Origin of the sequence: Geothrix sp. SG200 (genome assembly GCF_022808935.1) — a bacterium.
Lineage (GTDB): Bacteria > Acidobacteriota > Holophagae > Holophagales > Holophagaceae > Geothrix > Geothrix alkalitolerans.
Genome location: NZ_JAKZFR010000006.1, coordinates 246624 through 271401 on the forward strand (window position 1 = coordinate 246624; position 24778 = coordinate 271401).

23 protein-coding genes are annotated in these 24778 nt (G+C 66.9%); 11 read left to right on the forward strand and 12 right to left on the reverse strand.

Annotated elements, in window-relative coordinates; genetic code table 11:
* Positions 1-19 precede the first annotated feature (19 nt).
* Positions 20-1246 carry a hypothetical protein gene (locus tag ML539_RS13145; protein ID WP_243324543.1) on the forward strand — a complete coding sequence of 409 codons (1227 nt, stop codon included), beginning with the start codon at positions 20-22 and terminating at the stop codon, positions 1244-1246.
* Positions 1243-3513 carry a primosomal protein N' gene (gene priA / locus ML539_RS13150; protein ID WP_243324544.1) on the forward strand — a complete coding sequence of 757 codons (2271 nt, stop codon included), beginning with the start codon at positions 1243-1245 and terminating at the stop codon, positions 3511-3513. Before ML539_RS13145 ends, priA begins: the two co-directional genes overlap by 4 nt.
* A gap of 45 nt (positions 3514-3558) precedes the next feature.
* Here the strand turns inward: priA and ML539_RS13155 are convergent, their stop codons facing one another.
* From ML539_RS13155 to ML539_RS13175, 5 genes are read right to left on the reverse strand one after another with little or no spacing between them, the layout of a single operon-like run.
* Entirely contained in the window at positions 3559-8433 is a 4875-nt protein-coding gene (locus ML539_RS13155; RefSeq protein WP_243324546.1) for a pilus assembly protein, read from the reverse strand.
* Between the two features lie 50 nt (positions 8434-8483).
* Positions 8484-9134, reverse strand: a complete 651-nt coding sequence (locus tag ML539_RS13160) for a hypothetical protein (RefSeq protein ID WP_243324547.1) — start codon at positions 9132-9134, stop codon at positions 8484-8486.
* Positions 9131-10390, reverse strand: a complete 1260-nt coding sequence (locus ML539_RS13165; protein WP_243324554.1) for a hypothetical protein — start codon at positions 10388-10390, stop codon at positions 9131-9133. The genes ML539_RS13160 and ML539_RS13165 overlap by 4 nt, the downstream gene beginning before the upstream one ends.
* Complete coding sequence (locus tag ML539_RS13170) at positions 10377-10922, reverse strand: prepilin-type N-terminal cleavage/methylation domain-containing protein (RefSeq protein WP_243324556.1); 546 nt, start codon at positions 10920-10922, stop codon at positions 10377-10379. The genes ML539_RS13165 and ML539_RS13170 overlap by 14 nt, the downstream gene beginning before the upstream one ends.
* 4 nt (positions 10923-10926) lie before the next feature.
* A complete protein-coding gene (locus tag ML539_RS13175) occupies positions 10927-11619 on the reverse strand; it encodes a prepilin-type N-terminal cleavage/methylation domain-containing protein (protein WP_347710766.1) in 693 nt (230 codons plus the stop codon).
* Positions 11620-11810: 191 nt separating this feature from the next.
* Here ML539_RS13175 and rsmA point away from each other — a divergent pair, with 191 nt between their 5' ends.
* The gene (rsmA, locus tag ML539_RS13180) at positions 11811-12620 is read left to right on the forward strand and encodes a 16S rRNA (adenine(1518)-N(6)/adenine(1519)-N(6))-dimethyltransferase RsmA (RefSeq protein ID WP_243324560.1); all 810 of its coding nucleotides are present in this window, start codon (positions 11811-11813) and stop codon (positions 12618-12620) included.
* Positions 12620-14344, forward strand: a complete 1725-nt coding sequence (locus ML539_RS13185) for a ribonuclease J (RefSeq protein ID WP_243324561.1) — start codon at positions 12620-12622, stop codon at positions 14342-14344. Before rsmA ends, ML539_RS13185 begins: the two co-directional genes overlap by 1 nt.
* Here the strand turns inward: ML539_RS13185 and ML539_RS13190 are convergent, their stop codons facing one another.
* From ML539_RS13190 to ML539_RS13200, 3 genes are read right to left on the reverse strand one after another with little or no spacing between them, the layout of a single operon-like run.
* Positions 14345-14854: a hypothetical protein gene (locus ML539_RS13190; protein ID WP_243324562.1), complete on the reverse strand. Its 510-nt coding sequence runs from the start codon at positions 14852-14854 to the stop codon at positions 14345-14347. It abuts the gene before it with no gap.
* A gap of 3 nt (positions 14855-14857) precedes the next feature.
* Positions 14858-15364: a hypothetical protein gene (locus ML539_RS13195; RefSeq protein WP_243324564.1), complete on the reverse strand. Its 507-nt coding sequence runs from the start codon at positions 15362-15364 to the stop codon at positions 14858-14860.
* Positions 15361-16008 (reverse strand): RNA polymerase sigma factor, encoded by a 648-nt coding sequence (locus tag ML539_RS13200; RefSeq protein WP_243324566.1) that lies wholly within the window; start codon positions 16006-16008, stop codon positions 15361-15363. The genes ML539_RS13195 and ML539_RS13200 overlap by 4 nt, the downstream gene beginning before the upstream one ends.
* A 126-nt stretch (positions 16009-16134) precedes the next feature.
* Between ML539_RS13200 and hpt the strand changes: the two genes are divergently transcribed.
* Genes hpt through holA form a run of 3 tightly spaced genes read left to right on the forward strand, consistent with a single transcriptional unit; the run spans position 16135 to position 18231 of the window.
* Positions 16135-16656: a hypoxanthine phosphoribosyltransferase gene (gene hpt / locus ML539_RS13205; RefSeq protein WP_243324569.1), complete on the forward strand. Its 522-nt coding sequence runs from the start codon at positions 16135-16137 to the stop codon at positions 16654-16656.
* A gap of 7 nt (positions 16657-16663) precedes the next feature.
* Entirely contained in the window at positions 16664-17212 is a 549-nt protein-coding gene (lptE, locus tag ML539_RS13210) for an LPS assembly lipoprotein LptE (RefSeq protein WP_341848590.1), read from the forward strand.
* The gene (gene holA / locus ML539_RS13215; protein ID WP_243324572.1) at positions 17212-18231 is read left to right on the forward strand and encodes a DNA polymerase III subunit delta; all 1020 of its coding nucleotides are present in this window, start codon (positions 17212-17214) and stop codon (positions 18229-18231) included. Before lptE ends, holA begins: the two co-directional genes overlap by 1 nt.
* A gap of 3 nt (positions 18232-18234) precedes the next feature.
* Here the strand turns inward: holA and ML539_RS13220 are convergent, their stop codons facing one another.
* Positions 18235-18405 (reverse strand): hypothetical protein, encoded by a 171-nt coding sequence (locus tag ML539_RS13220; RefSeq protein WP_243324574.1) that lies wholly within the window; start codon positions 18403-18405, stop codon positions 18235-18237.
* Positions 18406-18533: 128 nt separating this feature from the next.
* Positions 18534-18887, reverse strand: a complete 354-nt coding sequence (locus ML539_RS13225; protein WP_243324576.1) for a DsrE family protein — start codon at positions 18885-18887, stop codon at positions 18534-18536.
* A 132-nt stretch (positions 18888-19019) separates the two neighbouring features.
* Between ML539_RS13225 and ML539_RS13230 the strand changes: the two genes are divergently transcribed.
* Genes ML539_RS13230 through ML539_RS13245 form a run of 4 tightly spaced genes read left to right on the forward strand, consistent with a single transcriptional unit; the run spans position 19020 to position 21842 of the window.
* Positions 19020-20000 (forward strand): fumarate hydratase, encoded by a 981-nt coding sequence (locus ML539_RS13230; RefSeq protein WP_243324577.1) that lies wholly within the window; start codon positions 19020-19022, stop codon positions 19998-20000.
* A gap of 20 nt (positions 20001-20020) precedes the next feature.
* Entirely contained in the window at positions 20021-20599 is a 579-nt protein-coding gene (locus tag ML539_RS13235; RefSeq protein WP_026852856.1) for a FumA C-terminus/TtdB family hydratase beta subunit, read from the forward strand.
* 45 nt (positions 20600-20644) lie between these two features.
* Positions 20645-21538, forward strand: coding sequence for a peptide chain release factor N(5)-glutamine methyltransferase (prmC, locus tag ML539_RS13240; RefSeq protein WP_243324580.1), 894 nt, complete (start codon positions 20645-20647; stop codon positions 21536-21538).
* 46 nt (positions 21539-21584) lie between these two features.
* Entirely contained in the window at positions 21585-21842 is a 258-nt protein-coding gene (locus ML539_RS13245) for a flagellar biosynthesis anti-sigma factor FlgM (protein WP_243324582.1), read from the forward strand.
* A 2-nt stretch (positions 21843-21844) separates the two neighbouring features.
* Here the strand turns inward: ML539_RS13245 and ML539_RS13250 are convergent, their stop codons facing one another.
* Both ML539_RS13250 and trmFO read right to left on the reverse strand, forming a co-directional pair.
* Positions 21845-23188 (reverse strand): hypothetical protein, encoded by a 1344-nt coding sequence (locus ML539_RS13250; RefSeq protein ID WP_243324584.1) that lies wholly within the window; start codon positions 23186-23188, stop codon positions 21845-21847.
* Positions 23185-24531 carry a methylenetetrahydrofolate--tRNA-(uracil(54)-C(5))-methyltransferase (FADH(2)-oxidizing) TrmFO gene (gene trmFO / locus ML539_RS13255; RefSeq protein ID WP_243324587.1) on the reverse strand — a complete coding sequence of 449 codons (1347 nt, stop codon included), beginning with the start codon at positions 24529-24531 and terminating at the stop codon, positions 23185-23187. Before trmFO ends, ML539_RS13250 begins: the two co-directional genes overlap by 4 nt.
* Positions 24532-24778 lie beyond the last annotated feature (247 nt).

A 24778-nucleotide genomic window follows, 5' to 3' on the forward strand; every position in this document is an offset into this window, starting at 1 on the left:
TGGCACCTGGAGCCTCCCCATGCGTGGTCTAACGATGCTGCTGATGCCCGCTCTGCTGCTGGCCCAGCGACCCCCCGCATCTCCCGCCGCCGCCTTCGACCGGGAACTGAAGCGGAACCGGTTCGGCACCTGGCTGGTCCTGGAGGACGAAGGGGCCGCCTGGGGCGCGGCCATGCGGGCGGCCCTGGACGAGGAACCCATGATCCTGCTCAACCTGCCGCTGAAGGTGGTGGCGGGGGGAAAGAAGGCCGACGCCCTGGCCCCGGTCCTCCGGGAGCGCTTCGGCTGGCCGAAGGGAGCCCACTGGGCCCTGTTGGACGCGAAGGGCCGCGTGAAGGCCGAGGGGGCCGGAACCCCCATGCCAGGGGCTCTGGGCCGGGCCGTGGAGCAGGCTGGAACCTCTTCCCGGGCGCAGGAACTGGAGGCCTTCCTCCGGCAGAACCCGGACCGCCAGGATGCGCGGGCGGCATTGGTCCAGGACTACCTCGCCGTGGCGACCCGGCGGACGCAGAAGGCCCTGAACCTCTCTGGATCCAAACCGGCGCCTTCGGAGCTGGTTCCCGTCAAGCCGCTCGATCCCGAGGTGGACCTGAAGATCTGGGCCGCGGTGGCCCAGCAGCTGGACACAGTCCTCCGCGAAGTTGGCGGCGCGCCCGATGGCTCCCATGGGTTTCTGCTCGGCCATCAGATCCGGAGATCTGCTGCGGAGCACTCTCCATCCATGATCGCGGTGCTGGAGCGGCACAAGGCGACCTTGGAGGAGACGCTTCGCCGGTCGCCAGAGAACTTCGCCACGTGGCAACTCTGGATCGCCGCCGCGAAGACATGCGGAGGGTGGCCCCTTCAACCCCTGCTGGCGACCATTCCAGCCTTGCCTGGCACTCCGCCGGGGTCCTGGCCGCCCCAGGGCATCTTCGAGGCGTATCTGAAGGACGCGAAATCCCGGAGCGACTGGACGACGATCCGGGAGGTCCTGGAACCCCGCTGGAATGACCTCCGGGACGCCGTCCTGGATGGTCAGATGCATTTGGGGAACAACGCCATCTCCTGGGACTGGAGCCTCGGCCCCTTGCTGGAGGCGCAGGTCTCCCAGGGAGACATCGGGGCCGCTGACCAGGTACTGAACGAAGCGGCCGAGGTGGTGGGCTGGCCCGGCCTTCCGGGCAAGGCCCGGGACCTTGCCACGCGGCTGAACCGCCCCGATCTCGCGGCCCGCTGGGGCGCCCTCGCCGTGAAGGGCCGATGAGTCTCGTCCCCACGCGCATCCAGCTCAACCGCCCCCTGCCGCCGCTCACCTACTTGGCGCCGGAGGGCCTGCCTGCAGGGGTGCGGGTGCGGGTGCGGGTGCGGAACAGCCTGGCGGTGGGCCTGGCCATGGGGCCGGATCCCGCGCCTCCCGCGGCTAAGCTGCGCCCCGTGGAGGCGGTGCTCGATCCCTTCCCCCTGCTGCCGCCGAAGCTGCGGGAGCTGCAGGCCTTCGCCGCCCGCTACTACGGCTGCCTGGAGGCCCACCTGCTGCCCCTGAGCCTGCCTCAGGCCCTGCTGCCCCACTGGGAGGCGGACGAGGATGGACAGCGGCTGTCGTTCCAGCGGGAACGGGGCGCCTGGGACGTGCTGGGGGATCTGGGCGAAGCCTGGCACCGGGACCCGTCCATCCTCCCCACGCTGCTGCACCGGCCCCTGCTGCGGGGCGCGGGCTTCACGGAGGTGCGCCTCACCGGCGCCCCCCACCCGCCCCGGGTGACCTCCGCCCAGGCGAAGATCCTCCTGGCCCTGGAGGAGGCCGGCGGCGCCCTCATGGAGCCGGAGCTGCTGGAAGCCGCCGGCGTGGGCGCCTCCGTGCTGGGCACCCTGGAGAAGCGCGGCCTCGTGGCGCGCATGAAGCGGGTGGACCTCCTGGCGCAGCGCCGGGAGGCGGGCGCGGACCGCACCGTGGTCCTCAACGAGGAGCAGCGGGCGGCCCTGGAGGCTGTGGATCCCGGGAGCTTCGGCGTGCATCTGCTCCAGGGCGTCACCGGCTCGGGCAAGACCGAGGTGTACCTGGCCCTGGCGGAGCGGGTGCTGGCGGCCGGTCGGCGGGTGCTCTGGCTGGTGCCGGAGATCGGCCTCACGGCCCGGCTGCTGGACCGCCTGGAGGCCCGCTTCCCCGGCCGCGTCGCCGTGGGCCATGCCGGTCTCAACACCGGCGAGAAGCACGGCGACGTGGTGCGGCTGCTCTTCAACGGCGCGGACCTCTTCGTGGGCGTTCGGAACGCGGTGATGGCCCCCCTTCGGGACATCGGGCTCGTCATCGTGGACGAGGAGCATGAGGGTTCCTACAAATCCGAGGAACACCCCCGCATCCACGCCCGTGACCTGGCCATCAAGCGGGCCCAGCTCGAGGGCTGCCCCATCGTGCTGGGCAGCGCCACACCCAGTCTCGAAAGCTGGCAGGCGGCGCAGAGCGGGCGCTACCGGTTGCTCCAGCTGAAGCAGCGGCCGGCGGGCATCACCCTCCCGGCCGTGGAGGTGGTGGATCTGCGGGACGCGTACCGGGAGATGCGGCGCAAGGTGATCCTGACGCCGCTGTTGATGCGGGCCCTCACGGAGGTCCAGGCACGGGGCGAGCAGGCCCTGCTCCTGCTGAACCGCCGGGGATACGAGAACTTCTGGATGTGCCGGGCCTGCGGCCGGACGCTCGGCTGCCCCCACTGCGCCATCTCCCTCACCTACCACCGCGGCGATTTCCGCCTGCGCTGCCACCTGTGCGGCCACGAGACCGTACCGCCGGAGGCCTGTCCCGACTGCGGTGCCGATCACCTTCGGGGCGTGGGCGAGGGCACGGAGCAGGTGGAGGAGCACCTGAAGCAGCTCTTCCCCGCCGCCCGCATTCTGCGCCTGGACCGGGACACCACGCGCCGCCGGGGCTCCTTCGAGGCGGGCCTGCTGGCCGCCGAGACTGGCGAGGTGGACATCCTGGTGGGCACCCAAATGCTGGCCAAGGGGCACACTTTCCCCAAGCTCACCCTGGTGGGCGTGCTCAACGCGGACCAGGGCCTGAAGGTGGCGGACTTCCGGGCCTCCGAGCGCACCTTCCAGCTGCTCACCCAGGTGGCGGGCCGCGCGGGCCGGGCCGAGCTGCCGGGCCGGGTGATCCTCCAGACCTACTCACCCGAGCATCCGGCCATCACCTTCGCCCTGGCCCAGGACTTCGAGGGCTTCGCCGCCTCGGAGCTGCCCTTCCGTGAGGGTCTGGGCTACCCGCCCTTCACGGCCCTCAGTCTCTACCGTGCCGAGGCGGACACGCCGAAGGAGGCCCGCGAGGCCCTGGAGGCCTTCCGGCAACGCCTGACTGTCCCGGGCCTGCGCGTGCTCGGTCCCCTGGAGGCTCCCGTGCCCCGCGTTCGTGACCGCTGGCGCATGCACCTGCTCCTCAAGGGCACCCGCGGAGCCCTGGGCGAAGTCCTTGCGCGCCACCCCTTGGACCCCTCAGGGCCTATCAGCCTGGACCGGGATCCCATCCAGTTCGGATAGAAAAAGGGCCCCCGAAGGGGCCCCTGATTGCGGAAGCCTGGGAGGCTACCGGACGATGCGCCAGGCGCGGATGCGGATGCCCTTGGTGCCTTCCGTATCCTTCACGTTTTGGATGCTGGGCGTGTTCTGGCCGGACTGGCTGGTGGTGATTCCCGCGGCCTGCTTGGCGGAAAGGGCGCCACCTTGCACGACGCGGTCCCCGGCGTCCACGAGCTGGCTGGACAGCGAGTTGAAGTAGAAGGCGAGGCCTGTGCAGGGGGCAATGCCGTCCGAGGCCTGGGTGCAGACATCGGCGGACCGGTTGACGTTCCCCTGGACATCAGCCACCGTGCTCGTGTCCGTGGTTTGGAGGTTCAGCGCCAGGGGACGCATGATGTCGCACTGGCGGAAGGTACGTGTGAAAGCGTTGGGCGAGCAGTTGAACCCGCTGCCATTGCTGATGCTGAAGATGGAGAAGAACAGCAGGCCCTGCTTGATCAAGGGGCTTACCAGGACCTTGTCGTAGGTGAGGCCTCCATTCCATGCATTCCCCGAGAGGGATCCAGTCCCAAGGTCCACGTAATAGCCGCTCTTTCCGTCGAAGAGGTACTTGGGCGAGGAATTGAGGGCGGGCACCACTCGGGGATCCGAGTAGCAGGTGGCCCAGCCTGTTCCGTCGCTGGGAATGCGGGTGAGATCCGTGTCGTGGATGCCCGCGGTGTCGTATTTCAGGTTCGAACTGTCCTGCCGATCGGCGAAGACCATGAATCGGTTCAGCTTCGGAGGGTGCTGGGTGGTGGTGCTGGTGCCGATGGTGTAACTCTCGTCCATGTCCGTGGGGTTGTTGCGGTCCCCGGCGCCGATGGCGACGATCACGGTCAGGGGGTTGATGTTGTCTGAATTCACCAAGGGGAACCCTCCCGCCAGGCGGAAGGCGTCTGGCCTCGTGGTGAAACGCATGTTCAGCGGATTGTTGGCGGCATCCTTGTTTGCGGAGCTCATGTAAATGGGCCTCGGCGTACCTAGCCAATCACCGATATAAGCGGAATCCAGGCGGTATCCGGGGCTGACTGTGGTGCTCCCGATCTGGGGGGCCTTGTTGTTGATGGCCCAGACATTGCCGAGGGTGTCCGCAAAGTAGAGACGCTGGGAGAGATCCCCAGGGAAGAGGCGGACCGGGGTGACGCCCTCTGCGATGGCACCGGTCAGACTCTGGAGATCCCAGGAACGCTCGATGTTTCCAGTGAGGGGCTCGATGGCGAGGATCAGCCGGCCGAGGCCACTAGGGTAGTCCGTCGCGCTCATGGCCTTGTACCGGGCGTCCATCTCGGGGTTGCTGTAGCCACCGCCGAGGAACAGGACGTCCTTCTTGGTCGGAGTTAGGATGGGCGTGGCCACCGTTCCTGTGTTTATGGTGGCGATGGCGGGCACCGAGGTGCTCATGCCCATGGTCTTGATGAGCTTCTGGTCATCTGAGCTTGGGACAGGGAGACTGCTCCCTGGATCCTGGGGATTGAGATACCAGGCGATCTTTGGAAGATCAGGCGTGATGTCGCCCTTTGCATCGGAGATCTGGAGCCCGTAGTAGCTCCGAGCCCCTTTCCGGTGCCCGAAGGCGATCAGGGCGTCCTCTCCCTTGCTGACGCGGGTGTCAGGGAGGGTGCCCTGGGAGGCGCTCGAGGGGGCCTTGTCTACGTGGTAGAGGACGGGATCGCCGTCCACCATGTAGGTGTGGGGCACGCCATCCGTGGTCTTGGTCATGTAGAGGTTGTACAGGGTCTGCCAGAAGTCTGAAGGGATGAAGGCCCAGAGTTCAGTGGCCCGTGCATCCACGAGGTAGAAGGGGTTGTTGCCTGCGTCCACGCCGCTGGAGGCGGTTCGCGTGGCGGCCCATTCGAAGAAGCACTCCAATTGTCCTGTGTTCGTTCCCACCACGATCAGGCGTGCATGCGAATCCGTGTGGTCCGTGCCGTAGGGGTTGCCAAAGGAACTGGGGGTCAGGGCATCGGTGCCGGCGGGGGTGAGCTCGATGGCGAGCGGGGCGGAGTTCACGATATCGCCCATGATGTCCTGGCGGTTGTAGGCGGCGTTGTTCCCGTCGGTCAGATCCGCGGAGTTGTAAGCACCCCGGACCCAGGCCGCGAACTTGAGGGCCTGATCGCTGGTGATGTGGGTGCCGAGCTGGACCTGTTTGTTGACATCCCAGTCGTAGACCGAGGCTGTGAGCTGGGCGATCACGCTGTCAGGGTCATTAGCCGTGGGGGAGGAGGTCCCGGCCCCGGTGACATTGGGCCACTTGGCCATGGTCTTGTTGACCATGGTGTACATCCTTCGACCATTCCAGAGGAGCGGCCCTCCCTCCAGGGACTTGGGATCCGTGTGCACGTTCGGTGATCCCGGAACAGGGTTCAAGTAAGACCCGAAGATGTCGTAGGTGGACCAGAGGTGGGCATTGTCGAAGTTCGGGATTCCAGTGGTCAGATCAGCTGGGTTGGTGCCGTTGCCTGGTCCGGTATTGTCGTACCCGTAGAACGTGAAGACCTCGTGGGTTCCCGAATTGGGATCCAGGGGATCGATGAGCTCGGTGGTCCGTTTGATGCCCATGGAGAATAGGTTTCCGGACCAGAGGGGGAACTTCTGGAGCTTGGCATTGGCGTCCAGGGCCGTCTTGAAGATGCCGAAGTAGGCCTGATTGGCCGAGCGCACACCCGTGGCCGGCGTGGCGGGGGCCGAGAGGGCCGCACCTGCAGCCACCACATAGCCGAGGGCGGAACCTACGGCGGCCTTGAGGCTTTGAGGATCAGCGCCGGTCCAGTAGAACACCTTGGCTCGCTGCTGGGCCGTGCCCGTCACGTTGCCGGCGATCTGGATGGGCAGGTCCTGGACACTTGGCTGCCCGTTCCGCTGGGAGTACTGGTTGCCAGGGCCAGTGCCACGGTTGGGGTCTCCCCACTGGGCGACGAGGAACAGATTCTCGTGAGGGCTCGTCTTGCCGGCATTGGTGTTCTTGAAGTGGTAGGCCCCTGGGACGCCCACGCTGATGACGAAGGTCTGAATCTTGACCGCATTGGCATTCGTACCACTGCCGAACGTGAGGTTCCAGGGCTGCCCCCATTCGCCGGACACACCACCAGTGCCATGCGCGGCGATCGAGGACATGACACCCGCGAAGAACCCGTCGCTCGTGGGGGCCAGGCTGACAGAGTTATTGGAGGCGCTGTAGTAACCGCTTCCGTTGCCATTCCCTCCGGCATTGCCTGGGACCAGGATATGGGGCACATCCGAGGTCTTCGGGGCAGCATAGCTATCGTTCATGCCGTTGCCGGGGAAGACCAGGACGAAAGCGCTTCCGCAGGGGCCTGTGCGGTCGGCCCCATAAGTGTTTGCGGCGATCTGGCGGTAGGTATTGGCCAGGGCGTAGTTCAAGGGTTGGGGGATGTTCGGGTCGGGGGAGGAACTGTCGAAGGTCCCGAAGTTCTTCGGAACAGTCACGTAGTTCCGGGGACCGCGGTTTTGCAGGAAATCCGTTTCAGCGACAAGATTGTTCGCCTTCATGGAGCGGATGGTCCGGCTGGTCAGGCTGGTCACGGCCTTGGGAGGGAGGTTATAAGGAGGCGTCGCTCCGTTGTCCGGCCCGCCGAATGTGGTGTCGTTCGCCGCTTTGGTTTCCTCGTGGTTCTCCGTATTCCCGGCGTCGGAGGGATCTATGTCCAGGAAGCGGTAGAGCAGGTTGAGCCCGGCGGCGAGTTCGGGAGTCGCCACCGCATGCATGAGGCCCACCTTCACACCTTGGTAGCGCGTCATGTTGGGGAGGCCGTTCTTCCAGCCGGCGCCCGGCCCCGATCCATCTAGGCCCGCATCCGGGACGGCATAGCCGGTGAGTGCGGTCCAGGAGATGGTTCCGTCGGAGGGATCAAGGTTGCGCTTGGCCTTGCCGCCGAAGATGTAGCACAGGTAGTCGGGCGTGTAGACGAAGTTCCCGATGACGACATCCAGCAGCGTGCCGGTGGTGCCGTTGGTCCAATTGGGGCGGTTGAGCGGGAGGAGGGCGGTCAGCGATGCGTCTGTGGGAAGCGTGGCCGGGAGACCGGGGATGTCCGAAGGGGCCGTCCAGGTCGTGGTGGCAGCAGAATTGAGTGATTCCGACCAGGGGTCGTAGCGAGGTGTCTGGGTGCTGGAGCTCGTCGTGATGCCGAAAGCGTTCCTCTGGTAGTTCGTGGCCGTGTCTGGAATGTTGACTGCTCCACCACTGGGACTGTCCCAGATCTTCCAGGGACAGGGGAGATCCACGGTCCGCGGTTCATTGAGGGTCACGATCCCGTTCGAGCTTACGGATGGAGCTGACAAGTAGATGGTGACCCTGACGAAGGACGTCTGAGCGATGGTCTGGCTCAAATTGCTGGCTGTGAACGGCTCCACGGACCCGTCTGCTTTGGTACGAAGGGGAATGCCGACGATTTCCTTGGCTGAGAGCGTCCACTTGTTTCCGCTCTTGATGGCGGTCGCATTGTTGGGATCGGTGATGGCTCCCTGACTTGCGATTTGGGCCTGCGGCCACCAATAAAGCCGAACCTCGGGAGTGGTCCCGTTCATGCGGAGCCCGAAAACCACGCCTTGGGCCTTGCCGCGGACATCTGCCTGATACGGTGTCCAGAAGGTGGAGACCACCCGGGAGTCATAGTTGGCCGTGGCGAACTGGCCGCTGTTCTCCTCGCCCAGGTACGCCTTCCGGCCGCCCGTCGTCAGATAGTCATAGGGTTCATACACGGCCCTGGAGGTGGGTGTGAAGTCCAGCAGGCAGATGACCTCATTCTTGACCGGCACCTGCTTGTACACGTCGCTAAGGTCGGTGGTGGTCCGCAGGTTCGGTTCGACTTGGGCCAGCCCGGGAAGGGCGACGGCCAACGCAGCGAAAAGGCGGAGCAGGCGGGAGGGGTGCATGGGAACTCCTCGTGCGGAAACGCAAGCGGGAATTGGCAAAGGCGGTCAGCTTAGAAGGTGATGTCTACGATGGCGTCGCGGCGGGCGACGAAAGACTGGCCAGTCGCGCCGACATTGGCCCGGCCCGTGGATCGCACCAGGAAGAAGTAGCGCTGGGCACCAGTGGCGCCTCCGCCACTGGCTTTGCCGGCGGTCAGCGCACCGGTGTTGGCCAGGGGGTAGGGGCCGAGGTAGCGGACCTCCAATTCCATGGCCTGCTGGACCACGGAAGATTGGGTGTAACCCGCATTCGAGAAGCTGAGGTCTGAGGTGGTGGATGCGGGGTAGATGTAAGCGCGGAGAACGCCGGTGTCCTTGTTCATGTACCCGGTCCCCTGGGTATTTAAGGTTCCGTCAATACCTGACGTCCGGAGGGTGGGATCAGCGATCGCCTTGGAGAGATCGTCGATGGCCTTGTGGATGGCCGCCTGATCCGGGCTGGCCCCATTGCCCAGGCCCCACATGATGGTCCAATCGATGCCACTGTCGGCGGCTTCCGAGGCCTTCCGGCCCAGAGATTCGTTCCCAGTGATGGAGATCTCGCGGAGGGAGTCGCGGCCCAGGCCGAAGATCATGGCGCCCATCAGGGTGAGGAGCACGAGGGCGAGCAGGATGGCGATCCCGCCCTTCTCCCGGTTGCGTGGAGATCCTGGGATTCTCATAGCATGCTCCCGAGGGCGTAGTTCTTGGGGGAGATCATCATGGTCACCGTCCGGGTGCGGAAAGCCGGTGTGGGCGTTGCCTGGTTCGCGGCGTATTCCGCACGTGCGAGGCGGGTCCGGGTCTCCACGTCTAGACGGAAGGTGACGGGCAGGTAGTTGGTCCACATGGGGTCGAGCGGGTCGCTGAGCCCCTTGGAGGTATGGCTGGCAAGGACGCTGGCGCCGGGAAGGGCGGCTTTGATCGCCGTGTCGAGACCGGTGTAGACATTGGCCCAGGTATCCATGCCAGCCTTGAGGGTGCCGTCGGCGTTATATCGGAGGAAGGTCTTTCCACCATCCAGACTGATGTCCACCTTGAGGCCCGACACACCCTCGGCCAGAATCTGCTCTGTCCAGGTGGCATCCTGTGCAGGAGCTGTCTGGTCCTTGAGAGGTGCGAAAATGGAGGCCTTCACCAAGGGAGCAGTCTGCCGGACGAGGCAGGGGATCAGATGCTTCGGATCGGCAGGATCCAAGGCACGGGGCACCACGGCATAGCGGACCACCTGGAGAGGGGCGATGAAGGTGCAGGGGGCCCCACTTTTATGCAGGTTATTGAAGATCCCTGAGAAGAATCCCCCGCCACGCTCGTTGCCGAAGGCGTCAAGGCCCGAGCTGTTGGGATCAAAGTCCGCTACCCCCTTGCTGTCGATGGATTTGACACGGACCATGTCCACCTGATTGATCTGGGAGTCCAGCATCACCATCACCAGGGGGTGGTCGGAAGACCCGGTGAGGTACTTGTCTAGGGTCGACCTTCCGCTGGGGATGGCCACCGTGGCCTGGGAGGCGCCGGGGGCTGCATCCGCGGTGAGAGTTCCCTCCACCTCAAGATTCAGGTCTTGGACGAACTGGAGTTCGTCGACCTTGTCGAGGATGACGGTGGTGCCATTGGGATCCGACCAGACAGGCTGGTAGTCGGTCTGCTGCACAAGAACGGGGGGTTGGACCGTGGGACTGCCCACGCTCAACTCTCCGCTGAGGTTGCGGGGGGGGAAGAGGTAGCCTGCCTGGATGATCTCCTCCTCCACGAGGTTGAGGGCAAAACGGGAGGCGCGCTGGAGGCCCAGGGACTCCTGCTGCGTGTAGAACCCGCTGACACTGGAGGCGAAGATGCGCAGCATGCCCGTGGTGAGAATGGCTGTGAACACCAGGGCCACGAGCAGCTCGACTAGGGAGAAACCCGATTGGGAGAGACGGGGCTTAGATGCGGACATAGCGGCTCACCGAGATGGCTTTAGTGTCGAGGGCCGTCCCCTTCTTGGGATCGGCTTCCTTCCAGGTCACGTTCACCACGAACTCCTGGAGCGCGGTGCGGGTGCCGACATTCACCGTGCCGGTGCGGCTGAACCAGGTAGCGGTGAATACCACGGGGGTGGTCTTGTCGGCGGCGGCGATGGGCCTCCCGTTGATATCGAACAGAAGGGCGGCACCATCGGTCTTGGCCACAGCGCTGGCATCCCCGATGAAGGTCCAGCCGGCGGTGGTGTTGGGGAGCCCGTTGGTATTGGCCTGTCGCTCGGCGGCGGTGACCTGGCCTTCGCTGGTGGCCCGGTCCATGACGCTGTGGGCCAGGAAAGCGGCGGTACCCCGGAGGCGCCCGCCGGTCCCCTGACTGACGCTTACGACCTGAAGGGCGGCCAGGCCGAGCATACCGATGGCGAAGATGGCCATAGCCATGAGCAACTCCACCATGGTGAAACCGCGCTGGAATTGCCTGCGGACAGGGGGGGTGGCGAATCGGATCATGGGACTACTCCAGCCTCTGCCATTGGTTTGGCGCATCGGTCAAAAGGGCGTCGGGCTTGTAGTAGGCGGTGACGAGTCCGTTATCGAGCAGGAAGACGCAGCCGTAGGGCAGCCCCTTGTCCTTGATCGTGAGCCCCTTTACACCCACCCAAGTGCCGCCGCTGATGGCAGCGCGGTCGCCGGTGGCCTTGTCGACGAACTGCGGCGCGCCCTGGGGCGAGAACCCCAGGTAGCTGGTCGCCAGGGCATCCGGCTTGATTGGCGCATCCCAGCCTGAGAATCCGAGGGTGGTCAGGGCGGTGAGACCCTTCACGGCCGTGGTCCCCTCGTCAGTGATCGGTGGGTCGCTCGTCGTGAAATCCGCATAACGGCGCCAGTCCTGTCCGATGGTGACATCCATGAGGGCGGGCGTCTTCTCCGTGCCATCGTCGTTCAGATCCACGGCCGTCATCCGGGCGATGTTCCCCGAGAGGACAATGTGGACATTGATGTTCTTCCCATTGGCGAGGGCGATCCCCCGGGCCTGCTGCAGGGAGGCCTTGAGATCCTGGAGGCCTGATCGCACGGCTTTGGGGGACTTGGGCCCCAGGTTCGGGACCACGAACATGGTCACGATCGCCAGGATGGCCAGGACCACGAGCAGTTCGATGAGGGTGTACCCCCTTTGAGGGGATCTGGCTCGGGGACGGAATCCCATAGGCGCCTCTTTTGTTAAGGAAGGATAGGTGGCTCGTGTTGAGGATGTCTTCAATTCTAAAGCCAGTCAAAACAAGTCAATAGGCCTGTGATTCGATGGGTTGGGCGAGTTTGTGGGTCGAATATGTATAAAAAGTATACACAGCTTTCACGGCCGCCATGGATCGAAAGATCCCCGTGCTAACCTGAATCGTGTCCGAATCTGCCCAGCTTCCGAGACTCCGGGCAAAAAAGCGGCTCGGTCAGAACTTCCTGGTGAACGAGGGGGCCATTGCCACCATCGTGGGGGCGGCGCTGGGTTCGAAGGCGCCGCGGCTGCTGGAGATCGGGCCAGGTCCCGGGGTGCTGACGGAGCGGCTGCTGGCGGACGGGCGGCCCCTGTGGGCGGTGGACTTGGACCCGGAGGCCTGCGCCCTGCTGCGGGACCGGTTCTCGTCCGCGCCCCATTTCCATCTGCTGGAGGGCGATGCCGTGCAGCTGCCCTTGCCGGAGGGTGACCCCTGGTCTGTGGTGGGGAACCTGCCCTACAACGCGGCGACGCCGATCCTGGCGCGGCTGCTGACGGAGGGCATCCCCTGGAACCGCATGGCGCTCATGTTCCAGCTGGAGGTGGCCCAGAAGCTCATGGGTGAGCCCGGCACGAAGGCCTACGGGCCGCTGTCGGTGCTGGCGCAGCTCTGTGCGCGGTTGACCCGCCTGGTGAAGCTCGGGCCCGGCTCCTTCCGCCCGGCCCCCAAGGTGGATTCGGCGGTGGTGCAGTTCGACCCCAGGACGGACGCCCCCAGCCTGGCCGAGCGCCGCGCCCTGCTCACGGTGCTGCACCGCTCCTTCGGGCATCGGCGGAAGACCCTCGCGAACAACTGGCAGGGGATCCTTCCGGCGGAAACCCTCTCGAGCGTGGGACTGGCTCCAGCGCTTCGGGCTGAAGTCATCCCGCCTGAGACGTGGCTGATGGCCACACGCCGACTCATCCAATCGCACCCGGAGGTGTTCCCATCGTGATGCCCGTCGCGCCCGAATTCACGAGCTGGACCGAAACCCCCGCCGACGACGAACTGCGGCTGATCCCCATCGGCGGGCTCGGCGAGTTCGGCATGAACGCCCTGGTGGTGCACAGCGCCCGCAGCCTCTTCCTGGTGGACTGCGGCCAGCTCTTCCCGTCGGACGACCAGCCGGGCATCGATTCCATCGTGCCGGACTTCGCCTACCTGGAGCCTTTCGCCGACCGGCTCCAGGCGGTGCTGCTCACCCACGGCCACGAGGACCACATCGGCGCGCTGCCCTACTTCCTCCGCCGCTGGCCGGTACCCGTCTACGGCACGGCCTTCACCCTGGGCCTGGTGGAGGGCAAGCTCCGCGAGCACGGGATCGATGCCGACCTGCTCCACCCGGTGCCGGATTACGGCCGGGTGAAGGTTGGCCATGAGGATGGCGGCGAGATCGAGGCCCAATGGATCCCCGTCACCCACAGCATCCCCGACGCCTGCGCTCTGGTGCTCCACACCCCCCAGGGCGTGCTGGTGCACTCCGGCGATTTCAAGATCGATCCAGACCCGCTCGACAGTCGCCACACGGGCATGGACCGGCTGAAGGCCCTGGGTGATGCCGGCGTGCGGCTGCTCATGGCGGATTCGACCAATGTGGGCCGCCCGGGACGCTCACCGTCGGAGTCCGCCTGCCGGGAGGGCCTGGAAGCCGCGTTCGAGCAGACGAAGGGGCGGCTCTTCGTCACCACCTTCAGCTCCAACATCCACCGGCTCCAGACGCTCATCGACCTGGCCTACGAGTTCCGCCGCCGCGTGGTGCTGCTGGGGCGCAGCCTGGACCGCAACCTGGCCCTGGCCCGTTCCCTCAAGCGCCTGGCCCTGCCGGATGATCTCCTCACCGATCCGAAGGATGCCCACCTGTTCGATCCCGACGAGCTGCTGGTGCTCTGCACCGGCAGCCAGGGCGAGCCCATGAGCGGGCTGGCCCGCCTCCTCCGCCGGGAGGTGAAGGGCCTGCCCATCGAGCCCGGCGACCGGCTGGTGGTGAGCGCCCGGGCCATCCCCGGCAACGAAGTGGCCATCTCGCGGATGCTGGACGAGGCCGAGCGGCTGGGGGCCGAGACCTCGCTCGAGGGTCTGGGTCCCGTGCATGCCTCGGGCCATGGCAGCCGCGACGAGCTGGCGGACCTCATCCGCGCCGTGCGCCCCGCACAGATGGTGCCCGTGCACGGCACCTACCGGAACCTGCGGGCCCACGGGAAGCTCGCCGCCTCGCTGGGCTGGCCCCCGGAGCGCATCTCGCTGCTGGACGGTGGCCTCTGCCTGCGGCTGTTCGGGGGGGATCGTGTGGACATGCCCGGGGCCGTCCCCGTGGGCAAGTGCTTTGTCAGCGAAGGCGTGGACCACATGGTGGATGCCCGCGTGGTGAAGGACCGTCTCATCCTCCAGGAGGATGGCGTGGTGTTCGCGACCCTGCTGGTGGACCCGCAGACCCGCGACCTCGTGGCGGAGCCCACCATCCTCAGCCGCGGCTTCGTGATGCTTTCCGACGACGAGGCCTACACGGAGCTGCTGGCGGGCGTGGCCCGCAAGACCTACGAGGAGGCCCCGCCGGAGATCCGGAAGGATGGCGAGGCCCTGCGGGATACCCTGCGCCTGGCCCTGCGACGCGTCATCCGCAAGACCACCCAGACCCGGCCCCTGGTCATTCCCGTGGTCCTCGAGGCGCCTGGGATCTGATCAGCGGCCTCCCCGCCGCATGCCGCCGCCCGGACCGGGGCGCAGCATCCCGGGGCGACCGCCCACCCCGCGCTGCCTCAGGGCCTCCAGCATGCGCCGCTGCATTTCCTCCACATGGGTGATGAGGCGGACTTGCTGGGCGGGGCTCAGCCGGGCCCGGATATCCTCCTCGAACTTGAATTTGAGGTCGGCCTGCTGGCGGCGCAGCTCCACGAACTGGTCGAGAAGGGGCCGGACTTTGGCATTCTTCTCGTCTTCGGTTCCGGGGCCCAGGAGGATGTCGTTGAACCTTCGACGGATCTGCTGAATTTGCTGGGTTTTGTCAAACTGCTCGAGATCATAGCGGGACCAGCGCTCCACCACGGCCCGGGCCTGGTCCTCGGGAAGGCCGACGGTCTGCTGCAGCTGCTCCATGCGGAAGCGGGCCAGCGGCCGATCGCCCTCCGCCTGGGCACGCATGGGCAAGCCGGCAAGCAGGAGGAAGGTCAGGAAAAGGGTCGGTCGGGACATGCATCACCTCGTCGGCGCCGGAGTCGCATCCAGGCGCTCCAGGAGGGCCTTCATCTCCTCGGGGCTGAGGGCCTGCACCTGGGCGGCCTCTTCCTCGCCGCTGTGGAAGGGCGTGTCGGTGGTGGAAACCTCGAGGATGTCGGGCTGCCGGGGCAGGTTGGCTTCCACATAGGGCGTCCGGTTCGCGCGGCCGGCCAGGAACGCGCCGGCACCGACCGCCATGAGCAGGCCCGCCGCCGCGGCCCAGGCCAGGGGCCCCAGGCGGTGGTGCAGGGCGGGGCGGGCGGGCAGCTTCCGGAGGATGCGGCCGGGGAGGCGATCGAAGTAACCGGAGGGCGCCAGTACCTCAGGGCTGTCCTCCAGGGCCAGAAACTGGATCCGGGCCTCGGCGCAGGCGGTGCAGGTCTTCATGTGGGCCTCCGCGGCGGCGCCGGGATCCAGAGGGCTGGCCTCGATGGCGGACAGGGTCGGGACACAGGCTTCGGGGAGGGGCAGGGGCTCGGCGGTCATGCTCGGCCTCCTTTGACATGGCGGGTGAGGTTCTGGATGGCATGGAAGATGTGGGCCTTCACGCTGCCCACGGAGGTGCCCATCTGCGCGGCGATCTGTTCGTATTTCCAGTCGTGCTGCAACTTCAGCGTGAGAGCTTCCTTCTGGCGGCGGGGCAGCTTGGGCAGGGCCTCGTGCAGGAGGCGCCGTGCCTCCTGGTCCAGGAAGGCCGTCACCTGGCTTTCCTCGACGCGAAGGGCTGGGTGGTCCAGCGTGCCTTCCGGGCCATCAAGGCTCTCGTGCTCGCGGGCCATCCGTTCCCGGAAGTTCAAGGCCTGGCGTGTGGCGATGGTGATGAGCCAGGTGCGGAAGGAGGACTCGAAGCGGAAGCCGGGAAGGGCCCGGAAGACGCGGATGAAGGTCTCCTGCACGACGTCATCGGCGTCCTGGTGGTTCCTGAGAATGGAAAAGGCCTTGCCGTAGACATCCCGGGAGAACAGGCGCACCAGGTTGGCGAAGGCGGCCTGGTCCCCCTGCTGGGCGGCTTCCACCCAGGCCAGCACCTCTGGCGTATGGTAGGGCGAGGCCGGATCGGGGGTCCGGTCGACGACCCGGGGGGCCGGCTGGGGCATCAGGGGTTCGTTCAAGGTGGCAACCGCCATCATCGTAGTCTCCGGCGCCGGAGTTCGAGGAGAAATACGCCGTCATCGGATGGACCCCGGAAGGCCTTCTGGGGTTGAATGGAAATGACCTCGGAACGTGGTTCCAGCCCATCCCTTTCAGGAGTTTCCATGCGCGATCGCATCAGCCCGCTGCTCACGGAGGGGCAGATCCGGACCCGGGTCCAGGAATTGGGGACCCAGCTGTCCAGGGACTATGCGGGCCAGGACCTGGTGGTGATCGGCCTCCTGAACGGGGTGTTCCCCTTCTTCGCGGATCTCGTGCGGGCCATGGACCTCGATATCGACGTGAGCTTCATGCAGGTGTCCAGCTACGGGGCGGGCACGGAAAGCACCGGCGAGGTGCACATCCTCAAGGACCTCGATCGCTCCATCCAGGGGCGGCATGCCCTGGTGGTCGAGGACATCGTGGACACCGGCCTCACCCTCTTCAAGGTCCGCAACCTGCTCCACGATCGGGAACCCCTCAGCCTCAGGATCTGCACGCTCCTGGACAAGCCCAGCCGCCGCAAGGTCGAGGTCCCCGTGGACTACATCGGCTTCACCATCGAGGACCATTTCGTGGTCGGCTACGGTCTCGACTTCGACGGCAAGCTCCGCAACCTGCCTTACGTCGGGATCTACCATCCTTAGGACCCCTGTGCCCCGCCTTGTTCTTCTCCCTCTCTTTCTTGCGGCCTCCCTGGGCTGCGGGTACCACCGTCTGGACCGGCAGCCGCGGCCGGTGGCCTGGGCGAAGCAGGGGGAGACGATCCGCCTGGCGCGGTTCCGCAACCTGACCCCCCGGCTGGGGCTGGAGGACCGCTTCACCAAGGCGCTGGAGAACCGCATCGTGGCGGCCAGCCCCTGGCGTCTGGTGGGGGCCGGCGAGCCTTCCCGCTGGGTGCTCCAGGGCACACTGGAGGGCTACACCTCCCGGCCCCTGGGTCTGTCCCTGGGCAATGACAAGCTGAAGGCCAGCGCGGGGTCCGCCTCCCGTGTGGAGGTGGCCGTGGTGGCCAGCGTGGAGCTGCTGGACGGCCAGACCGGGGCCGTTGTGCTGTCCCGGCGGGGCATGACGTTCTCGAACCAGTACCGGGTGGACCAGAACTTCGCCAGCTTCGACAGCCGGGAGCTCCAGGTGCTCGAGAGCCTGGCGGACGACTTCGCCGAGAGCTTCCTCACCCAGCTGCTGGAAGGCACGGACTGATGGCGGCACCGGCCTGGGTGGACCACGCCTTCGCCCTAGTCCACGGGGAGGATGGCGACGGACGGCGAAAGGCTGTCGAGGACTGGAAGGCCCGGCATGTGGACCCGGAGTGGGCCGACTTCACGCTGACGATCTGCGGCGAAGGGTGCCCCTGGGCCGAAGTGGTGGCCGCCCTCCAGGAAGCCGCCCCCCTGGGGGCCGAGGCCCGCACGGTGGTCGTCCCGACCGCGGACAACCTCTTCGCCCGGGCCAAGGACCTGCCAGGAGCGGTGAAGGCCCTCCTCGAGAAGCCGCCCCAGGGCGTGAACCTGCTGCTGGTGGCCTGGACCACCCTGCCGGCCGCACCCGGCAAGGCCATCGGCGCCAAGCCTTGGACGGACTGGGCCAAGGCGGGACGCATCCTCAAGGTGGGGGCCCTGGAGGCCGCCGAGATCCCCGGGTTCATCGAGGCCGAAGCCCGGCGTCTGGGCCTGTCCCTCAAGGGGGCGGCCGCCGCCCTGCTGGCCCAGCGGCAGGGCGGAAAACCCGGCCTGCTCAAGCGGGCCCTGGAAGTGCTGGACCTGCTGGCGGAGGACCGGCGGGTGACCGAGGCCATGGTGGACCAGGTGACCTTCCGGCTGGCGGAGCAGAAGGCCTTCGCCTGGTCCGGAGCCTGGCAGAAGGGGGACGCGGCTGGAGCTCTGAGGGCCCTCCGCATGGCCCTGGAAGACGGGGACGAGCCCCTGATGCTGCTCGGCCAAGCCCGCCGCGAGGTGGATCGGCTGTTGAGATACGCCGAAGCGCAGGCCGCCGGGCTCAAGGGACCGGAACTGACTTCCGCCCTGGGGCTTTCCCCCAAGCAGGCCTTCCTGATGGATGGTTACCGTGGCGCCTTCGATAAGCTGAAGCCCAAGGGCCTGAAGGCCCTGCTGGGGCGGCTGAACCAGTGCGAGCGGGATCTCAAGGGCCTGGCCATCTCCCGAAGCGAAGCCCCTCTGCTGGACCTCACCCTCGCCCTCTGCCGGGCCTGGGGACGCTGACCTTCAGCGCAACGGACCCTCGGCCCGGATGGCCTGGACGGCCCTCAGCACGTCCCCCAGGCAGCAGGTGCCGGAGGGGTTCAGGGCCTCGCACCGGCAGCGCCCCTCCCTCACGGCGCTTCGGATGGCCTCCACCGAATCCAGGCGACCGGTCGCCTCCCACTCCGCGCGCAAGCTCTCCAGGCTGTGGCCGAAGCAGTAGCAGAGGAGCGGGGTCGCCTCCGCCCTTTTCGGAGCCGAGGGCTCGGATCCGCCACAGCAAGAGCAGGAGCGTGGTTCACCAGGTACGCTCACGGCGCCGCCTAGAAGACCAGCACCTGGTCCGCCCACAGCGTCCAGTCGGTCAGTTCCTCCAGGGTGCTCCGCCGGCAGTCCTCGGCCAGTTCCGCCTGAGTGAGGCCCCTGGCGTCCATGCAGGTGCCGCAGACGCCGACCAGGCCGTGGCGGGTGGTGACGCCCTTCAGCATGCGCTCCAGGTTGTAGAATCCATCCGGAGTCTTCTGGCCTTTCTTGGCACAGGCGGCGGCATCGCCCATGAGGAAGACGCGCACGTCGGCACCCTCGCGCTTGGCGGTGGCGCCCGCCAACCGCAATCCGTTGTAGCTGCGCTCGGTGCCGTAGGGGGGATCGTTGAGGATGAACAGGATCTTGCTCATGGTGGCCCCGCGGATGAGGCTTCAAGGATACCTGGAGCGAGGTTCCACGCCGGTGGAAGAGGAACCGGGCATTGATCACTTGAGCCTCGGCTTCGGCGGGCGGATGATGGGGGTCTGGATTCCGGAGGGCCCATGTCCGAATGCGTCATTCCCACCCTGACCTCCAACGAGGTGGTGGCGTCCAAGTCCGTGCTGCCCGCGGGGTGGAAGGCCGACCTCAAGGATCTCAAGGCCCTGGACCTCACCCTGCCCACCCTGGAGCTGCTGCGCCGCTCCACCAGCCGCCTCCCCCAGGACGTGATCGACGCCCTGGTGAAGGGCCGTGACGCCGAGGAGGAGGGCAGCCGCGCCTTCAATACGCTGAACGACATGGTGCGCAACATCATCCTCGCGGACGGCCACGTGACGCCCCTCTGCCAGGACACGGGCACGATCATCGTCTGGGTGCGCCACCCCTACGGACTCAGCCAGCGCGCCGCCAAGCAGCAGATCCGGGCGGCCGTGGCCGAGGCCACCAAGCGCTCCTGGCTGCGCCCCAACTGCGTGGAGGCCCTCAGCGGCAAGAACACGGGAACCAACATGGATCCCTTCCACGAGGGTCACCCGGCCGTCCACTTCGAGGAGTGGGACAAGCCGGAAGTCGAGATCGCCGTCATGCAGAAGGGCGGGGGCTGCGAGAACGTGGGCGCCCAGTACCGCCTGCCGGACGCCGCGCTGGGCGCGGGCCGCGACATCAAGGGCGTGCGCAAGTGCATCATCGACGCCGTGGTGAAGGCCCAGGGCCAGGGCTGCAGCCCGGGCATTCTCGGCGTGGCCATCGGCGGCGACCGCGTTTCCAGCTACGAGAAGAGCAAGGAGCTCATCCTCCGGAAGCTCGGCACGCAGAACCCCGATCCCAAGATGGACGCCTTCGAGAAGGAGATCACGAACGATCTCAACACCCTGGGCATCGGCCCCATGGGCTACGGCGGCAACACCACCGTGCTGGGCGTCATGGCGGAGGAGATGTACCGCCACCCGGCGAGCTTCTACGTCTCCATCAGCTACATGTGCTGGAGCAGCCGCAGGGGCTCGATCACGCTCAAGACCAACGGCGAAGTGTCCTTCGACTGACCGCGACGACGAGGCTACCCATGATCCGTCTCACCACTCCCATCACCGAAGACCAGATCCGCCAGCTCAAGGTCGGCGACGAGGTGCTGCTCAACGGCCGCGTCGTCCTGAGCCGCGACATGGGCCACAAGTACATGAAGGAGCAGAAGCCCGAGTGGCTGAAGCCCATCCTCGAGAACATGGTCATCTACCACTGCGGCCCCGTGGTGAAGAAGCACGAGGACGGCCACTACAGCTTCGTGGCGGCGGGTCCCACCACCTCCATTCGCGAGGAGCCCTATCAGGCGGATGTCATCGAGACCTACAAGGTCCGTGGCGTCATCGGCAAGGGCGGCATGGGCAAGAAGACCAGCGAGGGCCTCCAGAAGACCGGGGCCGTCTACCTCCACGCCACCGGCGGCGCCGGCAGCCTGCTGGCCGAGCGCTGCAAGCGCGTGGTGGACGTGAAGATGCTCGAGGAGTTCGGCAGCCCCGAGGCCTTCTGGATCATCGAGGTGGAGGACTTCCCCCTCGTGGTCACCATGGACAGCCACGGCGGCAGCCTCCACGAGATCGTGGCCCAGCAGAGCCAGGAGCGCGCCAAGGCCCTGATGGCCTGAAAACCAGCCGTTCGCCGACTGTCCATCCCACGCTAGGCTGGAGGAATGGCCCAGACGTACCGACAGCTCCGCCTCGATCTGGGCGCCGCCTTGGCCGAATTCCTGGATCACACGGAGGCCCACGCTGAAAGCCTTCGCTGGTTCGAGGAGGGGCTGGGCCTCTCCCGGTCCTGGATGGCCGCCCATGGCGGCGACCTCGTGCCCGACGAGGCGCGCGCGCAGGTGAGCGACTGGGTGCGCCGGCGCAGGACGGGCGAACCCTGGGCCTACATCCTGGGCTGGTGCCTCTTCCGGGGGCGTCGCTTCAGGGTCACCCGGGAAACGCTGATCCCGCGCCCCGAGACTGAGCTGCTGGTGGAAGCCGCCCTCGACGTGGGGGCGCGGCTCGGGGTGAGCCGCTGCGTGGATGTGGGCACGGGCAGCGGCATCATCGCCGCGAGCTTGGCCCTGGAGACGGATTGGCGGGTGTCCGCTTCGGATCTCAGTTCCGGCGCCTTGGCGGTGGCCCGCGAGAACATCGCCGCCCTGGGCGCCCCGGTGACTTTCTTCGAAGGCAGTCTCCTGGATCAGGTTCCCGATCCCCTGGGCCTGGTGGTGGCGAACCTGCCCTATGTGGATCCGGCGGACGAGCCGGGCCTCCAGCGGGAACTGGCCTTCGAGCCCGCCTCGGCCCTCTTCGCCCCGGATCGGGGTCTGGCCCTGTCGGTCCGCCTGCTGGAACAGGCCCGGGCGCGGCAGGCGCCGGCCTGCCTGCTGGAGATCGGTGCGGGCCAGGGCGGCGAACTGTGCCGGCGCGCCATGGGAGCGGGATGGCTCAAGGCGATGGTGCATCAGGATCTGGCTGGCCATGACCGGATTCTTGTGGCCCTGGGCGTATCGAACCTCCCGGATGATCGTCCGGCCGTCTCCAGAGCCAAAAAGGTGGGGTCGGGGGCTTGAGTTGGGGCAATTGCGTGCCGATAAGGCACCGTCAAGGGGCGAGCGCATGAGCAACCAGGGCAGATCGCGCAAGGATGGCAGCCGCAAGAGCACAGGTTCCGGGGATGCCACCGCCGACCATCTCGTCGAAGTGGCCCATGAGGTGCTGGCGGAGACGCCGGATGTGCGCGCTGAGAAGCTCAAGGCTCTCAAGCGCCAGTTGGAGGCGGGGACCTATCATCCTGATGAGGGGGCGGTGGCTGAAGGCCTGATCCGCGAGCACCTGGCCAACGAGAAGCCCCAGGGTAAGCCGCAGGGGCGCTGAGGTCACCGGGGCCGGAGGGCCTTCAGCGGAAGCCACCAGGCCCGGTCGGGTCCGCCACAGAGCAGGGCTCCGGCCTCGGGACGCAGGTTCCCGAGCCCAGGGAACGCGGAGGCGTTCGGGGGGGGTGCCAGTCGTTTCCAGGCGTCGGCGATGGACACCACCTTCATGCGCTCCTCGCCGGGCTTCCACAGGTACAGGCGATCCAGTCCCTTGTCGAGGTAGGCCTGCCAGTCCTCCCGTGAAGGCTGGATGATGGCGGTCGTCGGCGGGGGGGTGGCGGAGGTTTGGGGAGCCTGGCCAGAACCGTCCGGGACAGAAGGTGCGGCCGGTGGAGTAGCCGCCGCGGAGTCCAGGGCGGGAGCCGGCGCGGGTAGGGTGGGTCGCGTCAGACCGAACCACAGGTGGCCGTCTGGTTCCTCGCCCAGCAGCTGAAGCAGGCTTGCATCCAGGCTTGATGAGTCAGGCAGGAGGGCCTTCAGGTCGCGCGATGGGCCGGTCTTCGCGCCCGGGCCCAGGGGAATCAGGGCACCAGGTTCGGGCTGCCACCAGCCGCCCTTCGCATCGCCGGCGATCCGGCCGAGTCCGTGGGGGAACCCGAGGGGCGAGGGTGCCGGAGCCGGCACGTGGGTCCAGGCCCCGTCGCGCCAGGTCGAGAGGCCCGAGTCGTGGGCCACCGCGAAAGCATGGCGGCCGATCGGGAGGAGGCTGGAAACCGTCTTCACCTCCGGGGGAAGGTCCACTGGTGTTGAGGAGGGTTTCAGCTGGCCGGGGCGGCCGGCCAGTTCCAGGATGTTCACGGGTGTCGAGGCCCCGAAGAGAAACACGCTGCGGTGGTCCGCGGACAGGGCCAGGTGCTCGCCGGGGGCGCGGAGGGACCAGCGGACCTGCTGGGAACGTAGGTCGCAGGCCAGGACCAGCGAAGGCGAGGCGGGGTCTGTCGAGCTGCGGTAGAGCAGGACCAGCGCATCGTCAGGCGCCAGTGCCGCATCTGCCAAGTCCGCGAACCGGAAGAATCCATCAGGTACGCCCGAAGGTTCCGGCAGGGACAAGACCGGGCCGGGCACACCCTGCTGGAAGAGAACCACCTGCTGTCGGCCAGTCTGGGTCAGGATCTGCGCCACGGCCGTGCCCCCAGGAAGGGGTAGCGTCCATCGAACGCTCCTGAGGGGCATGGGCGGGGGTTGAAGGTCGATGAGCTGGCCGAGGCCCATCGGTTCAGAGCGGAAGGGCTCCGGTGTCTCTTCCTGAGGCGGAGTTCCCGGATCCCGACGAGCCAGCCACCAGGCCCCGCTTCCGAGCGCGAGGATCAGGGCTGCGGCTCCCAAGGCGAGGGCGGGTCGCTTCATGGCAGGCCTCCGGCGAGGATCAGGTGCTGTTCCAGCGAACGGAGCGCCCGTTCACGATGGGCATGGCCCTTGGCTGATTTCACGGCCCGGGTTCCGCCTGCGCGCTTGAGGGTGCGCAGGTCCAGGAGGCCCTCGGGAAGCGGCGGCAGCAGCCCCAGCATGGCGTTGGTCGGCCCGAAATCCACGCTGGAGGCGTGGGCCAGATAGTGCAGCAGGCTGCCGAGCATGGTATCCGGTGGGAACGGCATGGGGGCCAGGCCGCGCACGGCGCGATCTGTGGCGAACGCCGCGGCCAGGCCACCCGCGGCGGATTCCAGGTAGCCCTCCACGCCGGAGAGCTGCCCGGCGATCCATAGAGCGGGGATGGATTTGACAGCAAGTGTCGCATCAAGTACCGCAGGAGCCTGCACGTAGGTGTTCCGGTGGATGCTTCCCAAGCGGACGAATTCTGCATTTTCCAGGCCCGGGATGAGCCGGAAGACCTCTTTCTGGGCACCCCATTTCAGACGGGTCTGGAAGCCCACCAGGTTGAAGAGCTCTCCCGCGAGGGTGTCCTGGCGGAGCTGGACCACGGCATGGGGCCACCGCCCGGTACGGGGATCATCCAGTCCCATGGGCTTCATGGGACCGTGGCGGAGGGTTTCCCGGCCGCGATCGGCCATGACCTCGATGGGGAGACAGGCCTCGAAATAGGGAGTGTCCACCTCGTGGAGGGGAACGCGTTCAGCGCTGAGCAGGGCGTCCAGGAACCGCTCGTACTGGGCCTTGTCGAGGGGGCAGTTGATGAAGTCGGCGCCTCCCTTGTCGTAGCGGGCGGCCATCCAGGCGATGCCCATGTCGATGCTCTGGCGCTCGACGATCGGCGCGATGGCGTCGTAGAAGTGCAGCCGGGTCGTGCCCGTGTGTTGCGCAAGCCAGTCGGCGAGCGGGTCCGCGGTCAGCGGGCCCGTGGCGAGGATGGTCGGGATACCCAGTTCTGGGGCAATGATCTGAGCCTCTTCCCACCAGATGCGGGGGTGCGACTTCAGCGCCTCGGTGACGGATTGGGAGAAGGCTTCCCGGTCCACCGCCAGGCTGTTCCCCGCGGGCACGCGCGTGGCCTCGGCACAGCGGAGGATGAGAGAGCCCATGCGCCGCATTTCGGCCTTCAAGATGCCTGTGGCCGAATTCGGATCGTCGCTCTTGAAGGAGTTGGAGCAGACCATCTCCGCGGCCCGATCGGACACGTGGGCCGGGGTTGCCCAGCGCGGGCGCATTTCCGTCAGCCGGACGTCATGTCCTCGCGAAGCCAACTGCCATGCGGCTTCTGACCCGGCCAGACCTGCCCCGACGATATGAATCACGCGCCCTCCCAGTCCTCGATTCTACGGCAGGGATCCTCGCATTCCGGCTGGCCCCAACGGATTCCAGGAGGTCCCGCGAAAATTCCTCTTGCGCTTTTGGTCCGGGGTGTTAGTCTGAATGTCCTGCGCAGTTGAGGCTGCGGGGTGCCGGGAAGGGCTGGAAGGTTCTTCCGGACCGTGCGAGAGCGCGGAGGGCGTCTTTGAAAACCGGATAGAAGATAGGAAGCCTTTGAGGGTTCCGCGGGAC

Bases quoted from the DNA above. Each gene is read 5' to 3' on its own strand.
- ML539_RS13145 (WP_243324543.1), top strand. From the start codon at position 20: ATGCGTGGTCTAACGATGCTGCTGATGCCCGCTCTGCTGCTGGCCCAG.
- priA (WP_243324544.1), top strand. From the start codon at position 1,243: ATGAGTCTCGTCCCCACGCGCATCCAGCTCAACCGCCCCCTGCCGCCG.
- ML539_RS13155 (WP_243324546.1), bottom strand. From the start codon at position 8,433: ATGCACCCCTCCCGCCTGCTCCGCCTTTTCGCTGCGTTGGCCGTCGCC.
- ML539_RS13160 (WP_243324547.1), bottom strand. From the start codon at position 9,134: ATGAGAATCCCAGGATCTCCACGCAACCGGGAGAAGGGCGGGATCGCC.
- ML539_RS13165 (WP_243324554.1), bottom strand. From the start codon at position 10,390: ATGTCCGCATCTAAGCCCCGTCTCTCCCAATCGGGTTTCTCCCTAGTC.
- ML539_RS13170 (WP_243324556.1), bottom strand. From the start codon at position 10,922: ATGATCCGATTCGCCACCCCCCCTGTCCGCAGGCAATTCCAGCGCGGT.
- ML539_RS13175 (WP_347710766.1), bottom strand. From the start codon at position 11,619: ATGGGATTCCGTCCCCGAGCCAGATCCCCTCAAAGGGGGTACACCCTC.
- ML539_RS13185 (WP_243324561.1), top strand. From the start codon at position 12,620: ATGCCCGTCGCGCCCGAATTCACGAGCTGGACCGAAACCCCCGCCGAC.
- ML539_RS13190 (WP_243324562.1), bottom strand. From the start codon at position 14,854: ATGTCCCGACCGACCCTTTTCCTGACCTTCCTCCTGCTTGCCGGCTTG.
- ML539_RS13195 (WP_243324564.1), bottom strand. From the start codon at position 15,364: ATGACCGCCGAGCCCCTGCCCCTCCCCGAAGCCTGTGTCCCGACCCTG.
- ML539_RS13200 (WP_243324566.1), bottom strand. From the start codon at position 16,008: ATGATGGCGGTTGCCACCTTGAACGAACCCCTGATGCCCCAGCCGGCC.
- hpt (WP_243324569.1), top strand. From the start codon at position 16,135: ATGCGCGATCGCATCAGCCCGCTGCTCACGGAGGGGCAGATCCGGACC.
- holA (WP_243324572.1), top strand. From the start codon at position 17,212: ATGGCGGCACCGGCCTGGGTGGACCACGCCTTCGCCCTAGTCCACGGG.
- ML539_RS13225 (WP_243324576.1), bottom strand. From the start codon at position 18,887: ATGAGCAAGATCCTGTTCATCCTCAACGATCCCCCCTACGGCACCGAG.
- ML539_RS13230 (WP_243324577.1), top strand. From the start codon at position 19,020: ATGTCCGAATGCGTCATTCCCACCCTGACCTCCAACGAGGTGGTGGCG.
- ML539_RS13235 (WP_026852856.1), top strand. From the start codon at position 20,021: ATGATCCGTCTCACCACTCCCATCACCGAAGACCAGATCCGCCAGCTC.
- prmC (WP_243324580.1), top strand. From the start codon at position 20,645: ATGGCCCAGACGTACCGACAGCTCCGCCTCGATCTGGGCGCCGCCTTG.
- ML539_RS13245 (WP_243324582.1), top strand. From the start codon at position 21,585: ATGAGCAACCAGGGCAGATCGCGCAAGGATGGCAGCCGCAAGAGCACA.
- ML539_RS13250 (WP_243324584.1), bottom strand. From the start codon at position 23,188: ATGAAGCGACCCGCCCTCGCCTTGGGAGCCGCAGCCCTGATCCTCGCG.